Raw genomic sequence first — 12,908 nt, 5'->3', positions numbered from 1 at the left:
GTAACTGCCATGACCGATCAGCCTCCCGCTTCAACAGGCACACCCTGCGAATCGCCTGTCGATAGCGCAGCGCCAGACCTTGAAGCAGAGGCGGTCATCGCCTTCCTGCTTGAGCACCCGGACTTTTTCGCCGAGCACGACGAGCTGCTGGTGTCGATGCGCATCCCGCACCAGCGTGGCAATACCGTTTCGCTGGTCGAGCGTCAGCTAAAGCTGCTGCGCGAGCGCAACATCGAAATGCGTCATCGCCTGTCGCAGCTGATGGACGTCGCTCGGGACAACGACCGCCTGTTCGAAAAGACCCGACGCCTGAACCTCGCCCTGATGGATGCCACCAGCCTCGACGAGCTGGTCATCGCTGTCGAAGACAGCCTGCGTCAGGATTTTCAGGTGCCCTTCGTCAGCCTGATCCTGTTCAGTGACAGCCCGATGCAAGTGGGGCGATGGGTCAGCAGCGCCGAAGCACAGAAAGCAATCGGCGGCCTGATTGGCGAGAAGATCATCTGCGGCGCGTTGCGTGAGCATGAACTGGCGTTCCTGTTTGGCGCAGAGCAAGGCAAGGAAGTGGGCTCTACCGCCATCGCCAGCCTCAATCACCTGGGCCTGCATGGCGTGCTGGCCATCGGCAGTCGTGATCCGCAGCATTACAAAAGCTCGGTCGGCACTCTGTTCCTCAGTTACATCGCCGACGTCCTGAGCCGCCTGCTGCCGCGTTTCGCTCACTCTTTACGCTCGGTTCGCTAGCCATGGAACAGCATCTGGACGCCTACTGCATGCACCTGCGCAGTGAGCGCCAGGTGTCGCCTCATACGCTTGAAGCCTACCGGCGCGATCTGGGCAAGGTTCTGGCATATTGCCAGAAGGCGCAACTGTCGAGCTGGAATGATCTGGATATCCAGCACCTGCGCAGCTTTACCGCCCGCCAGCACCAACAGGGCCAGTCTTCACGCAGTCTGGCGCGCATGCTGTCGGCGGTGCGCGGTTTCTACAAATACCTCAATCGCGAAGGCATCTGCCAGCACGACCCGGCAAACGGCCTGTCACCGCCCAAGGGTGAACGGCGTCTGCCCAAGACGCTGGACACCGACCGCACCGCGCAATTGCTGGATGGCGGCGTCGAAGATGATTTTCTGGCTCATCGCGATCAGGCCATTCTGGAGCTGCTTTACTCATCAGGGTTGCGACTGTCCGAACTGACTGGTCTGAACCTGGACCAGCTGGACCTGCGCGACGGGCTGGTGCATGTCCTGGGCAAAGGCAGCAAGACCCGCGTACTGCCGGTCGGAAGCAAGGCTCGCCAGGCGCTGGAAATATGGTTGCCGCTGCGTGCCCTGACCAATCCGCAGGACGACGCCGTGTTCGTCAGCCAGCAAGGCAAGCGCCTCGGCCCGCGCACGATTCAAGTTCGGCTCAAGGCGGCTGGTGAGAGGGAGTTAGGGCAGAACCTGCATCCGCACATGCTGCGTCACTCGTTCGCCAGCCACCTGCTGGAGTCGTCACAGGACTTGCGCGCCGTGCAGGAGATGCTGGGTCATGCGGACATCAAGACCACGCAGATATATACGCACCTGGACTTCCAGCATTTGGCTACTGTTTATGACAGCGCCCATCCCCGAGCCAAACGTAAAGGAGCTGCAGATGATTAAGCTGGTGACGTTTGATCTTGACGACACGCTCTGGGACACCGCCCCTGCCATTGCCGGTGCCGAAGTCACACTGCGTGACTGGCTGGCCGAACACGCGCCCAGGCTGGGGGCGATTCCTGTCGAGCACCTGTGGGAAATTCGCTCGCGCCTTGTGGCTGAAGACCCATCCTTCAAGCACCGCATCAGCGCCTTGCGACGCCGCGTGCTGTTCCATGCGCTCGAAGATGCCTGCTACGACCCGGACGAGGCGCAGGACCTTGCCGACCGCGGCTTTGAAGTCTTCCTGCATGGCCGCCATCAGGTGCAGATTTTCCCTGATGTGCAACCCATGCTGGAAATTCTCGCCAAGACCTTCACGCTTGGCGTGATTACCAATGGCAATGCCGATGTGCGTCGTTTGGGGCTGGCTGACTATTTTGCCTTCGCGCTGTGCGCCGAGGACCTGGGTATCGGTAAGCCCGACCCCGCACCGTTTGTGGAAGCGTTACGGCGCGCAAAAGTCGATGCCAGCGCAGCCGTGCACGTAGGCGATCACCCGAAGGACGATATCGCAGGTGCCCAACAGGCGGGCATGCGCGCCATCTGGTACAACCCGCAAGGCAAGGCCTGGGACGCAGACCGGCTGCCGGATGCCGAGATCCACAACCTGTCGCAGCTGCCGGAAGTCCTGGCACGCTGGGCCTGAAAACGGTCTGATGTTCGCTCAATAGAAAAAGCCCGCAGCGACGGCGGGCTTTTTCTCATACAGCGTCTGCAGCCTTAAATCGGGCGGCTACCGTATTTGTTGTCAGGCTTCTTGGGCGGATCGGCGACCACGTTGGCCTCCACTTCCTGCACCTTGCCACCACGCGCCAGGAACTCTTCCATGGCACGCGCCAGAGCATCGCGCTCTTTGTTCTTGGCTTCTACGCTAGGCAGTTCATCGACCGAGACAGCGGCCTTGGCCTTGCCTTTTGCGGGTGCTGCCGGAACGTCGGAATCGTCTGGCTCGGCTGCGTCGTCTTCCGGGGAGGCTGCTGCAAGCTCCTCACCGTCTTCGCCTTCCAGGTCGTCTACCAGATCGTCGTTAGTATCGTCGTCGTCGCTCATGTTCTACCTCATGACTTGCGAAAGCTGATTAGTTATAGCCCAACCGCCCGGAAATGCTAAGGCGATCGGAAAAATTCCATAACCGCTGACTCCAGCGGTTATATCCACTCACCCTGAAGGGTGGCGAGGACGTTACGAGACCCACCAGCGTCTCGATGTTCGCCCAGATAAATACCTTGCCAGGTGCCCAGCGCCAGTCGCCCTGCCGTCACCGGCAGAACCAACTGGCAGCCCAGCAGACTGGCCTTGAAATGCGCTGGCAAGTCATCAGGGCCTTCGTCGTCATGTTCGTAGCCGTCCACGCCCTGGGGCACCAGACGGTTGAAAAAACGCTCAAAGTCACGACGTACCGCCGGATCGGCATTTTCGTTGATAGTCAACGAAGCCGAGGTATGTTGCAGCCACACATGCAGTAGCCCGACACGACAATCGCGCAACGGGGGCAAGCCCGCGACTATTTCGTCAGTCACCAGATGGAACCCGCGGGGCCTGGCCCGCAAGGCAATTCTGGATTGATGCCACATACCGTTCTCCGCACCTTCGGCGCGCATTCTAACTCGACTGAGAAAAAAGCAAAGCGCGCAATAAACCGGCTTCCCTGCAAGTTGACGAAGACTGTCGATACATCGTTACCTGCGCTGCGTCACGGTGCCGAAATCATTGACGCGGGCAAAGTCAATGACAGCAAAAATCAGCGGTATATCCGCAAACGTCAGACAAAAAAATGCCCGGAGACCGGGCATTCTTTTTTTGCATCTGCGGCTGCTTACAAGTTGTAGCCACGCTCGTTGTGTTGCGCAAGGTCCAGACCGACAGACTCTTCCTCGTCGGTAACCCGCAGACCCATTACAGCATCCAGGACTTTAAGGATGATGAAGGTCACGATTGCGGTGTAGACGACGGTGAACGCGACACCCTTGAACTGAATCCAGACCTGGGCACCGATGTCAGTCACGGTGCCGAAGCCGCCCAGTGCAGGTGCTGCGAACACGCCGGTCAGGATCGCGCCGACGATACCGCCGATACCGTGAACGCCGAACGCATCCAGGGAGTCATCGTAGCCAAGCTTGCGCTTGAGGCTGGTAGCGCAGAAGAAGCAGATCACGCCTGCCGCCAGACCGATGATCAGAGCGCCCATCGGGCCGACTGTACCGGCAGCCGGGGTAATGGCGACCAGACCGGCAACCACGCCCGACGCGATGCCCAGAGCGCTTGGCTTACCGTGAGTAAGCCACTCGGCAAACATCCAGCCCAGTGCGGCGGCCGCGGTAGCGATTTGAGTAACCAGCATGGCCATACCGGCAGTGCCGTTGGCTGCAGCCGCGGAGCCGGCGTTGAAGCCGAACCAGCCGACCCAGAGCATTGCTGCGCCGATCAGGGTGTAACCCAGGTTGTGCGGTGCCATCGGCGTGGTCGGGAAGCCTTTGCGCTTGCCCAGTACCAGGCAGGCCACCAGACCGGCTATACCGGCGTTGATGTGTACGACGGTGCCGCCAGCGAAGTCCAGAACGCCCCAGTCCCACAGCAAACCACCGACGCCGCCCCAGACCATGTGGGCGATTGGCGCGTAGACCAGAGTGAACCAGATACCCATGAACACCAGCATTGCGGAGAACTTCATGCGTTCTGCGAAAGCGCCGACAATCAGGGCGGGGGTGATGATTGCGAAGGTCATCTGGAAGGTGACGAACACCGCCTCAGGGAACAACGCAGCAGGACCGGTAATGCTTGCCGGCGTGATGCCTGCCAGGAACGCTTTACCCATACCGCCAAAGAAGGAATTGAAGTTGACGACGCCCGCTTCCATACCGGTTGTATCGAACGCAATGCTGTAGCCGTAAACGACCCACAGGATGCTGATCAGACCGGTGATGGCGAAACACTGCATCATCACGGACAGAATATTCTTCGAGCGAACCATACCGCCGTAGAACAGCGCGAGACCGGGGATGGTCATGAACAGGACCAGAGCGGTCGAGGTCAGCATCCATGCAGTGTCGCCAGAGTTCAGCACCGGCTCGGCCACTGGGTCAGCCGCCAGGGCAAGACCAGGTAATGCGAGGGACAACAGGGCACCGAGCCCTGCGAATTGACGCAGAGTCATATTGTTTTCTCCTGGGGCGTTGGGTTTGGCGGCTTAAATAGCGTCTGTATCGGTCTCGCCGGTACGGATGCGAATGGCCTGTTCCAGATTGACCACAAAAATCTTGCCGTCACCGATCTTGCCGGTGTTGGCGGCCTTGGTTATGGCTTCGATGACACGATCCAGATCCTTGTCATCAATGGCGACATCGATCTTCACTTTGGGAAGGAAGTCGACGACGTATTCAGCACCGCGATAAAGCTCAGTGTGACCCTTCTGACGCCCGAAGCCTTTGACTTCAGTGACGGTGATGCCCTGAACGCCGATTTCAGACAACGACTCGCGAACGTCATCCAGTTTGAACGGCTTGATGATGGCAGTGACTAGCTTCATGAAAACTTTCTCCCGAATTTGGTGGACTTGCCCCAGGAAAACAAACCCGACTCAAGTCTAAGCGCAGTGCCTGGCTTTGTAACGTGTCGGCCGCCTGATCAGGCCAGGCCAACTCCAGAAAACCGCTTCTGACGAAACACTTCCCCGCTCCGCCTGCCGCACTGCATTCGTCACAGCGACTGCATCAGTGCATGGGTCATAAGCCACTAAGCAGAAAGCTTGCCATCTCGTGAATATTCATTGAATACAGGCTCTTGGGCAGGTTTTGCCGGGTCAAACCGGCTTCGCGACCAAGGTAATGCACACTAATGGTGCTCATGTGCACGCCGCAGCGCTCCATAAGCGTGCGACTCGCCCCTTCAAATTGACTATAGACGCTGCGTGTTACACTGCCGGCTTCTGATTCAGGAAAATCATCATGCTCGCGCCCAAAGCCTTTCTTGACGCCCTCAGCGGCCACGCTTCCCGTCTTTTCAATGGCGAAACGCCGGTACCCCGCAGCGAATTCGAAGCCCAGTTCAAGGCCCTGCTGCAAAGCGGTTTCAGCAAGCTGGACCTGGTCAGCCGTGAAGAATTCGATAGCCAGATGGCCGTCCTCGCCCGCACCCGCGCCCGCCTGGAAGCGCTGGAGGCCAAGATGGCCGAGCTGGAAGAGAAGGCTGGCGGTGTTGAAAAGGCCGAGTAATTCCTGGCCTGATATCTTCGCCGGTCGTCAGGCCATTGCGATCAGGCGATCTCGCTTCTGATCGCTTGTACCACCATGCTCGACAATCGCTCGGTCAGAGGATTGGGATTCGCCTCGTGCCTGTGCAACGTCAGGGCTATCGAAGGCAGAGCCGGCAAACCCCGGTCTTCGATATTCAGAAGCTCAGTGCCCGATTGAAGACCAAGAGCCGTTCTGATGGTGTAGCCCAATCCAGCCTCGGTGGCCGCAGACAGACCATTGAGACTCGAGCTGGTAAAGGAAAGATGCCAAGGGATCCCGGCAAGGTTCAATGCGTCAGTGGCCTTTGAATGGAAGGGACAAGGCGCATCAAATGCAATCACAGGAAGTGGGTTGCCTGACTCGACACGCCAGTCCAGATACCGGTGTGACGATCCGATCCATTGCATGGGCAGCTCTACGATCGTTTCTTGGTACCCATTCTTTTTTACACCCCCCCACGCCACCGCAAGATCGAGAGAACCATTTTCGATGCGGTTCAACAGATCTGCATTACGTGCAATACGTGCCTCGACTCGAACATCGGGGTGGGCTCTGGCGAATCGTCCAAGCACTGTCGGCAAGAAACTGCCCAGGTCTTCCTGAAGCCCGAGGCGTACCCAGCCTTTGAGTTTGAGCTCCGACACTGCCGTTATGGTCTCGTCGTTAAGGCTCAAGAGGCGCTTGGAATAGTTAAGTAACACCTCCCCGGTGTCCGTCAACGCCAGCTTGCGTCCGGCTTTCTTGAAGAGTGGAGAGCCTGCCTGAGCTTCCAGTTTTTTCAATTGGGCACTGATGGCTGACGTAGAGCGGGCAAGTTTCTGCGCGGCCTTGGCAAAACTGCCCAATTCGACCCCTGTTACAAAACTGCGCATGACATCCAAATCGAAATTCACCGGTCTCATAACAATCCTGCTTTTTGGGACGAACACGCAAAATAATTTGATATTCGAGACGATACTCTCATGAGAATCTTGCGACCCACAACCAATTAAATAGTGGGATTCTTATGACTGTCGATAACGGTCACCGTTGGAAAGTGCTTGGCGTCGGCGTGGCCGCGAATGTGAGCTTTTCAAGCGTCGTAGGGGGGCTGCCCGCGACGGCGGTCTATATGCGTGCCACCTACCAGTTGGATAACAGCGAGCTGGGGCTTGTACTCGGCGTTTTAGGATTGGGTATCGCCATCAGCGAGATCCCGTGGGCGAGCGATCATGGCCTGGTTCAAAGAGGGTGAACGGGGGTTGGCCATGAGCATTCGCCAGACGGCCGTTCCGGGCGGTTACGCCTTAGGGGCCATCGTGCTGCCCTATCTCGCTTATACCTACGGGTTTGTAGAGGTCTTTACTGCATCAGCTTTGTTCTGCCTGATAGCGGCGTTGTTCGCCGGGTTCTGGCTCTATGAACCCGACTTCTCCAGCAGCGCTGCAAAAAAACAGAGCATGGAGACAAGTGCGAGCCCGTTAAAGGATCTGAGGGTCTGGCGCATCGTATTAGCCATCGGTCTGTTATGCGCTCCTCAATTCGCGATCCTCACCTATGCGGCGGTGTTCTTCCATGATTTCAGCAAGATGGACATCACGCTGATTTCAACCACGTTGGCGATTATCCAGGTCGGCGCGATTGTCAGCAGAATATGGAGCGGACGCTGGACCGACAAAAACAAAAACCGACGTGCCTACCTCAAGACGTGTGCCTGGTTAAGCACCCTGACTTTTTTGGCGCTGGGCACCTTGGTGTCGGCAGCGGGCTTTTATGGCCTGAGTGAAACTGCGCTGGCCAGCGGTCTGATTATCGGCGTCATGATCATTGCTGGAATAAGCGTGTCCGCCTGGCACGGTGTCGCCTATACCGAACTTGCCACACTGGCGGGTGCGAGTCGGGCGGGTACAGCCTTGGCCATGGGCAATACCTGCGTGTTTGTGGTGCTGTTCGCAACGCCCATCGCTGCATCCTCTCTCATGACTCACTTTTCCTGGGGAGTGGTGTGGCTGGCAGCAGCCTTCTGCGCGCTGTTGACGGTGCCGTTGTTCCCGCGCGTTGAAAAAAGCTATGCACTGGCACCCCGTTCAACCTGAGACCGATTCCCCTGCTGACCGCTGTTGTAAACCGTGTTGCCAACTAGTTTGAGCAGCACGCCCTCGCACTGACGATAGACGCCACCGGCCTGACGCTTTCTTAATTGAACTGAACTCTTTCCATGGAGGAGAGGCATGATCCCGCTATTTACTTTTGAGCCTGAAGAGAAAGCACACCTGCTGAATCTTCTGGAACCGCTAGATTTATCCCCCTATAAAAGCTACACAGGTTTCTCGGAAGGAATACGGCGCTTGCACTCCGATGTGCCCGCTCGTTTCCTGAGTGCCTGTCAGATTATCCGCAGCGAAAGAGCGAATCATCAGCAAAAGATTCACGTTATTCGCAACTGCCCTATGGACAGGTTGATTCCCGAGCTTGATCCGGAGGATCCGGTAAGGATAAACACGTCAAGAAAACACCGTTTGTCAGTGAGGCCTTTCTTGAGCTGTTTGCGCAACTTACCGGCACACCGTTACTGTCTTATGAGACCAGAAATGAAGTTGATTTCTTCACCGATGTTATTGCCATCAAGAAGTACAGCGGGCAATTGACCGGCTTCAGTGACAGTGAACTGGTGTTCCACAATGATCGTACCGCGCATAAAGTCAGGGCCGACTACATCACGTTGCTGGGCATGCGTTGCCCGGAAGATGACTTGATCTATACCGGTTATATCGATGGTGTCGACATCGTCAGAAACCTGGAGCCCCGGCACATTGCCTGCTTACGTGAGCCGCATTTCTATACCGTGTTCGATATCTTTTCCCGTGACATGAACAAGCAACTCAGCACCTCTGAAAAACATGCCATTCTGAGCAACGACCATTCCATCCGCTTTCTCGACACCATGACCTGCGTTGCCGAACAAGCCCCTGTCGAAGCACGCGATGCCTTCATCGCATTCAAAAGTGCAATGACACGTTCGCACTGCAAGCGCCACCGCATACTGACTGGCGACCTGTTGACCTTCGCCAATCAGGACGGTCTGCACAACCGGGAAAAGATCGACATTCTGAACCCTGAAAGTGCGGCGTCCCGCTGGCTGTTGAAAACCTACGCTTTCGAAGACCTGTGCACCGCCGAAAGCTTTCAGTCTTATTGGCCCCGTAACAGAGCGGGCTGTGTCATCGACTGATTTGCTGTTAACGCTACACAACCCTTATCAGCATGTGTAGGTTTTCGAATTAAATGCGAATTTTTCAAAATAGATGCGACTGAAACAGGCTGGTATTCGTAACCCGTCGCTCCTAGGGTTTGTCTGAAAAGTCGCTTTCGCCAGAATGATGCCCTCTGGTTGCCAGGAGAGCCGTCATGACAGACCGTTATGAAATTTCATCTGAGCGTTGGGCGATCATTGAAGCTATTATTTCCCCTCCTCAACACATGGGGCGGCCAAGGCGCGATGATCGTCAGATGCTTGATGGAATCTTCTGGATTTTGTGCTCTGGTGCCAAATGGCGGGATCTTCCAGAGCGTTTTGGGCCTTGGAAGGCCGTTTACCAGCGCTTCAGGCAATGGCGTGACAACGGCAAGTTCGAGCAGGTTCTGCGCCACCTTCATCTTCGTTTGCGAGAGGACGGATTCATCGATCTGGATACCTGGATGGTCGATTCCACGTCAATCCGGGCCAGCCGGGCTGCCAGCGGTGCTGAAAAAAAAGGGGCCCGCAGGAACCGCAACACCACTGTCTCGGCCGAAGCAGGGGCGGACTGACCACCAAAATACACCTCGCCTGCGACAGTCATGGCATCCCGCTGGCCATCATGCTGTCGCCTGGCGAACAAGCTGACTCGTGTTACTTCAAGCCGTTGCTGGATCAGATCAGCCTTCCTGGCAGCAAGGGTCGCCCGCGCAAGCGTTGCCGTTATGTGCTTGCCGACAAGGGTTATGACAGCCAGGTTATACGTCAGTACTGCGACCGCTACGGCATGCAGCCGGTGATTCCGCTGCGCAAGATGCATCGCAAGCCTCAACCCGGCCTGCCTCGGCTGTTTGACAGGCCTCAGTACAAAAAACGCAACGTTATTGAGCGGGTGTTCAGCTGGCTTAAGGAAAAACGTCGGATCTATATGCGTTACGACAAACTGGCCAGCAGCTTTAAAGCCATGGTCACACTGGCCTGCATCGAAAAATGCTTGCGGGCTGACTTTTCAGACAAGCCCTAGCAGCCTGGCCAAGTGTATCGTAAAGATATCCCGGCCAGCCTCGATGATAAAGCAACGGTCTGAAGCTGTTTTGTGTTGGGGCTGTCCTGGGCCGGTACCGGCCTAGATGTAGCGGTTTGCAATCGAAAACGGCCGTGCTCGCAATCAGCGCACTTTTCGGCTCAGATTAACTGCGACTGACGCAGTCCTCTGGCTCACATTAGCTGCGAATGAAAATGAGCGAAGCAGATCGGCAAGTCAGCCGCGAGCATTTTTTCGTGCAGCTCAAGCGCAGGCGGATGAACACGTTAGTGAGCAGCGTTTTGACCTGATTGGCCTAGCGTCGAATTGCTCCACCAGATCGTTTATACGGAAGCAATGACAAATCAGGATGGCCATATGTCCACATCAGCGTGCAGCTTCTTGAGCGACATATCCGCCAGTTTTGAATCTTTCTTCGGAACCCACAAGCCCTGATGACCACATATTATCCCCTGTACGAAACGTCCGGGAGTGGGGTTCATGCAAGGCAAAAAAAGCGAGGAAGCGGATTTTACGGATTGTAAATGAGTTCTGAGCTAGTTTTTAACGCAGCATCCCGGAGCGCAGCCACTTTTCATATAAAGCTTGAGGTGATGCAATGCCGTTGCTCATCTGGGATCAGTGAGAAGATAAGGATCAATGGTAGTTACCAAGGCAGTCTTCACCAAGGGGTCGATGTTGCGGCATGTTGTATTCATGACCAGCACCAGTGCGACCAGCCTGCTGTCGATCTTTCTGATCGAAGTGCTGACCGTGGTTTACATCGCGATGCTGCGTGACGACAGTTTGCTGGCTGCGTTCGCTGTAGCCAAAACCCTGATGTTCTTCCTCATTTCGATGATCCTAGGCATCGCTGTGGCGGTCTCGACAACGGTTTCGAGAAGCCTGGGCAGCGGCGTGCCGGATCAAGCCAGACGCCTCGCCAGTAGTGGTGCGCTGCTTGGCAGCATGGCTACCGTTTGTGGCGCTGCGCTTGAGCTGGTAGTTCTCGACCAAGCCATCCGCATGTTGGGCGGAGAGGGCAACAGTTTTACAGCGGCGCGTGAGTATCTGTGGCTAACCCTTCCGGCTTCGGTGCTGGTCGCTGTCGAGCAGCTATGCGTGCAGATACTGCGCAGTGCAGGCTTCGGCAAACAGGCGATGTGGACCCTGCTGACGGCGACGGCCGCTGTTGCCATCGCAGATCCGCTGCTTATTTTGGTGTTGGATCTGGGCTTGGTGGGTGCCGGCATCGCCTACCTGATATCGAGCCTGATATCGGCCTGTCTGGGGTTTTACTACGTTCACCGAGTCGCCCATCTGACCTGTCGGGTCAGCCTGAAGAACCTGTCAGGTGACATCAGAAATATCGGGCGAACCGCCTTGCCAGCGGTGATTGGCAACCTGGCCACTCCAGTGGGCATGGCCTACGTAATGGCTGCGATGGCACCGTTCGGATCTCAGGCGCTGGCGGCTATCGGGGTGATCGACAGGGTCATTCAGGTTGCTTTTTGTGTCGTGTTCGCCTTGCCCGGTGCGCTGATCCCGATAATGGGGCAAAACCTAGGAGCAATGAACATTGCTCGCGTGTCGCAAGCCATAAAGATGACGTACGGATTGTTGATCGGCTACGGCTCAGTGACCTCGCTGTTACTCATTCTGCTCGCTGAGCCATTAGCCCGCTTATTTCATGTCGCCGGTGAAGGTGTGATCGTGTTCTTCGCGTTCTGTCGATGGGGCGGCGTCCTGTGGACGCTGATTGGGCTGCAATTTATTGCCACCTCAGTCTTCCTCAGTATGGGGCGACCTGCGTACGTCACACTGTTCAGCTGGCTGCGCGCCAGCCTGGGAACCATGCCGTTCGTGTGGTATGGGGCACATAAATTTGGCAGCGTCGGGGTAATGCTCGGGCAGTTGCTGGGTAACACCATAGTGGCTTTTTGTGCCTGCTGGCTCGCGCATCTGCTCATGAAAAAGATGTTGGACATCGAGATCCATTCAATAGGGAACCGATCCATCCCCCGGAGTAACTCATAGTCCACGTTTTGCCCACCCCTGACTGTCGCCGGGTGGGCAGGATGTGCAGAAAATCAAAAAAACGGACTATATAGGACTCGCATGACTGCCTACGATGTAGAAAAGGAATGGAGCAGAATTTCCAATACTGCCGCTAAGACCCACCAGAACAATGATTTTGAAGGTTTCACCTACCAGAACTTCAGAAAACATGTACCGATTATGGACAAGGAAGGCTTCACGGCGCAGACTGAACGCTGTCTGGAACGCAACGAGCGAAACTGCCTGATCGGCTTTACCAGCGGCACCAGCGGCAACCTCAAACGCTGTTATTACTACTACGACTGCGAAGTCGATGAAGATAGCTCACGCTCCAACGTCTTCCGCAGCAACGGCTTCATTCAACCCGGTGATCGCTGCGCCAACCTGTTCACCATCAACTTGTTTTCTGCCCTGAACAACATCACCACCATGATGGCCGGTAACTGCGGCGCTCACGTCGTGTCAGTGGGCGACATCACCCTGCTCACCAAGAGTCACTTCGAGGCACTCAACTCGATCAAGCTCAACGTACTGCTTGGCGTACCATCGACCATCCTGCAGTTCATCGACGCCATGCAACAGCACGGCGTGCACATCGAAATCGAAAAGGTCGTCTTCAATGGAGAGGAGACTGTCAGAAATTTTGTGTTCGGGCATAACATGTAGCTAGAGGTGCATGTATGCCGACCAAA

At 56.3% G+C, this 12,908-nt stretch carries 16 protein-coding genes and 1 pseudogene; 11 read left to right on the top strand and 6 right to left on the bottom strand.

The window, feature by feature from the left end:
* The first annotated feature begins 9 nt into the window (after positions 1-9).
* The 3 genes from AO277_RS14295 to AO277_RS14285 are packed head-to-tail and all read left to right on the top strand — an operon-like array spanning position 10 to position 2,331.
* Positions 10-744, top strand: a complete 735-nt coding sequence (locus AO277_RS14295) for a DUF484 family protein (RefSeq protein ID WP_002555814.1) — start codon at positions 10-12, stop codon at positions 742-744.
* A gap of 2 nt (positions 745-746) precedes the next feature.
* A complete protein-coding gene (gene xerC / locus AO277_RS14290) occupies positions 747-1,646 on the top strand; it encodes a tyrosine recombinase XerC (RefSeq protein WP_044318911.1) in 900 nt (299 codons plus the stop codon).
* The gene (locus AO277_RS14285) at positions 1,639-2,331 is read left to right on the top strand and encodes an HAD family hydrolase (protein ID WP_044318910.1); all 693 of its coding nucleotides are present in this window, start codon (positions 1,639-1,641) and stop codon (positions 2,329-2,331) included. Before xerC ends, AO277_RS14285 begins: the two co-directional genes overlap by 8 nt.
* 74 nt (positions 2,332-2,405) lie before the next feature.
* Here AO277_RS14285 and sutA read toward each other — a convergent pair whose 3' ends face one another.
* The 5 genes from sutA to AO277_RS29175 form a co-directional block, all read right to left on the bottom strand.
* Positions 2,406-2,735, bottom strand: coding sequence for a dormancy-specific transcriptional regulator SutA (gene sutA, locus AO277_RS14280; protein WP_002555811.1), 330 nt, complete (start codon positions 2,733-2,735; stop codon positions 2,406-2,408).
* Positions 2,736-2,833: 98 nt separating this feature from the next.
* Positions 2,834-3,259: a secondary thiamine-phosphate synthase enzyme YjbQ gene (locus AO277_RS14275; RefSeq protein WP_002555810.1), complete on the bottom strand. Its 426-nt coding sequence runs from the start codon at positions 3,257-3,259 to the stop codon at positions 2,834-2,836.
* A 242-nt stretch (positions 3,260-3,501) separates the two neighbouring features.
* On the bottom strand, positions 3,502-4,839 hold the full coding sequence (locus AO277_RS14265; protein WP_003435008.1) for an ammonium transporter: 1,338 nt from the start codon (positions 4,837-4,839) through the stop codon (positions 3,502-3,504).
* Between the two features lie 33 nt (positions 4,840-4,872).
* Entirely contained in the window at positions 4,873-5,211 is a 339-nt protein-coding gene (gene glnK, locus AO277_RS14260; protein WP_002555808.1) for a P-II family nitrogen regulator, read from the bottom strand.
* 196 nt (positions 5,212-5,407) lie between these two features.
* Positions 5,408-5,530, bottom strand: coding sequence for a hypothetical protein (locus AO277_RS29175; RefSeq protein WP_255872753.1), 123 nt, complete (start codon positions 5,528-5,530; stop codon positions 5,408-5,410).
* A gap of 99 nt (positions 5,531-5,629) precedes the next feature.
* Here AO277_RS29175 and AO277_RS14250 point away from each other — a divergent pair, with 99 nt between their 5' ends.
* Positions 5,630-5,896 (top strand): accessory factor UbiK family protein, encoded by a 267-nt coding sequence (locus AO277_RS14250; RefSeq protein ID WP_002555806.1) that lies wholly within the window; start codon positions 5,630-5,632, stop codon positions 5,894-5,896.
* 41 nt (positions 5,897-5,937) lie between these two features.
* Here the strand turns inward: AO277_RS14250 and AO277_RS14245 are convergent, their stop codons facing one another.
* Complete coding sequence (locus AO277_RS14245) at positions 5,938-6,819, bottom strand: LysR substrate-binding domain-containing protein (RefSeq protein WP_005743179.1); 882 nt, start codon at positions 6,817-6,819, stop codon at positions 5,938-5,940.
* A gap of 104 nt (positions 6,820-6,923) precedes the next feature.
* Between AO277_RS14245 and AO277_RS29170 the strand changes: the two genes are divergently transcribed.
* From AO277_RS29170 to AO277_RS14220, 7 genes and pseudogenes are all read left to right on the top strand, one after another.
* Positions 6,924-7,151, top strand: coding sequence for a hypothetical protein (locus AO277_RS29170; RefSeq protein ID WP_236691242.1), 228 nt, complete (start codon positions 6,924-6,926; stop codon positions 7,149-7,151).
* A complete protein-coding gene (locus tag AO277_RS14240; protein WP_257214230.1) occupies positions 7,129-7,992 on the top strand; it encodes an MFS transporter in 864 nt (287 codons plus the stop codon). The genes AO277_RS29170 and AO277_RS14240 overlap by 23 nt, the downstream gene beginning before the upstream one ends.
* Before the next feature lie 135 nt (positions 7,993-8,127).
* Positions 8,128-8,544 (top strand): hypothetical protein, encoded by a 417-nt coding sequence (locus AO277_RS29165; protein ID WP_236691240.1) that lies wholly within the window; start codon positions 8,128-8,130, stop codon positions 8,542-8,544.
* Positions 8,541-9,128: a Fe(II)-2OG oxygenase family protein gene (locus AO277_RS14235; RefSeq protein ID WP_236691239.1), complete on the top strand. Its 588-nt coding sequence runs from the start codon at positions 8,541-8,543 to the stop codon at positions 9,126-9,128. The genes AO277_RS29165 and AO277_RS14235 overlap by 4 nt, the downstream gene beginning before the upstream one ends.
* Positions 9,129-9,304: 176 nt before the next feature.
* Positions 9,305-10,158 (top strand): IS5 family transposase gene (locus tag AO277_RS14230; protein ID WP_099259037.1). Its coding sequence is split into 2 segments (ribosomal slippage): positions 9,305-9,644 and positions 9,644-10,158, totalling 855 coding nucleotides; the frame shifts between segments, so codons are not numbered across the junction.
* Between the two features lie 660 nt (positions 10,159-10,818).
* Positions 10,819-12,195 carry an MATE family efflux transporter gene (locus tag AO277_RS14225; protein ID WP_002555798.1) on the top strand — a complete coding sequence of 459 codons (1,377 nt, stop codon included), beginning with the start codon at positions 10,819-10,821 and terminating at the stop codon, positions 12,193-12,195.
* Positions 12,196-12,276: 81 nt separating this feature from the next.
* Positions 12,277-12,843: pseudogene (locus tag AO277_RS14220) on the top strand (AMP-binding protein); the annotation flags it as partial.
* Positions 12,844-12,908: the final 65 nt, after the last annotated feature.

The organism is Pseudomonas amygdali (genome assembly GCF_002699855.1).
In the GTDB taxonomy this organism is placed as follows: domain Bacteria; phylum Pseudomonadota; class Gammaproteobacteria; order Pseudomonadales; family Pseudomonadaceae; genus Aquipseudomonas; species Aquipseudomonas amygdali.
The sequence above is the reverse complement of the archived record's forward strand: the minus strand, read 5'-3'. Positions and strand labels throughout refer to the sequence as shown.

Coding starts and splice junctions, on each gene's coding strand:
- AO277_RS14295 (WP_002555814.1), top strand. CDS start 10: ATGACCGATCAGCCTCCCGCTTCAACAGGCACACCCTGCGAATCGCCT.
- xerC (WP_044318911.1), top strand. CDS start 747: ATGGAACAGCATCTGGACGCCTACTGCATGCACCTGCGCAGTGAGCGC.
- AO277_RS14285 (WP_044318910.1), top strand. CDS start 1,639: ATGATTAAGCTGGTGACGTTTGATCTTGACGACACGCTCTGGGACACC.
- sutA (WP_002555811.1), bottom strand. CDS start 2,735: ATGAGCGACGACGACGATACTAACGACGATCTGGTAGACGACCTGGAA.
- AO277_RS14275 (WP_002555810.1), bottom strand. CDS start 3,259: ATGTGGCATCAATCCAGAATTGCCTTGCGGGCCAGGCCCCGCGGGTTC.
- AO277_RS14265 (WP_003435008.1), bottom strand. CDS start 4,839: ATGACTCTGCGTCAATTCGCAGGGCTCGGTGCCCTGTTGTCCCTCGCA.
- glnK (WP_002555808.1), bottom strand. CDS start 5,211: ATGAAGCTAGTCACTGCCATCATCAAGCCGTTCAAACTGGATGACGTT.
- AO277_RS29175 (WP_255872753.1), bottom strand. CDS start 5,530: ATGAGCACCATTAGTGTGCATTACCTTGGTCGCGAAGCCGGTTTGACC.
- AO277_RS14250 (WP_002555806.1), top strand. CDS start 5,630: ATGCTCGCGCCCAAAGCCTTTCTTGACGCCCTCAGCGGCCACGCTTCC.
- AO277_RS14245 (WP_005743179.1), bottom strand. CDS start 6,819: ATGAGACCGGTGAATTTCGATTTGGATGTCATGCGCAGTTTTGTAACA.
- AO277_RS29170 (WP_236691242.1), top strand. CDS start 6,924: ATGACTGTCGATAACGGTCACCGTTGGAAAGTGCTTGGCGTCGGCGTG.
- AO277_RS14240 (WP_257214230.1), top strand. CDS start 7,129: ATGGCCTGGTTCAAAGAGGGTGAACGGGGGTTGGCCATGAGCATTCGC.
- AO277_RS29165 (WP_236691240.1), top strand. CDS start 8,128: ATGATCCCGCTATTTACTTTTGAGCCTGAAGAGAAAGCACACCTGCTG.
- AO277_RS14225 (WP_002555798.1), top strand. CDS start 10,819: ATGGTAGTTACCAAGGCAGTCTTCACCAAGGGGTCGATGTTGCGGCAT.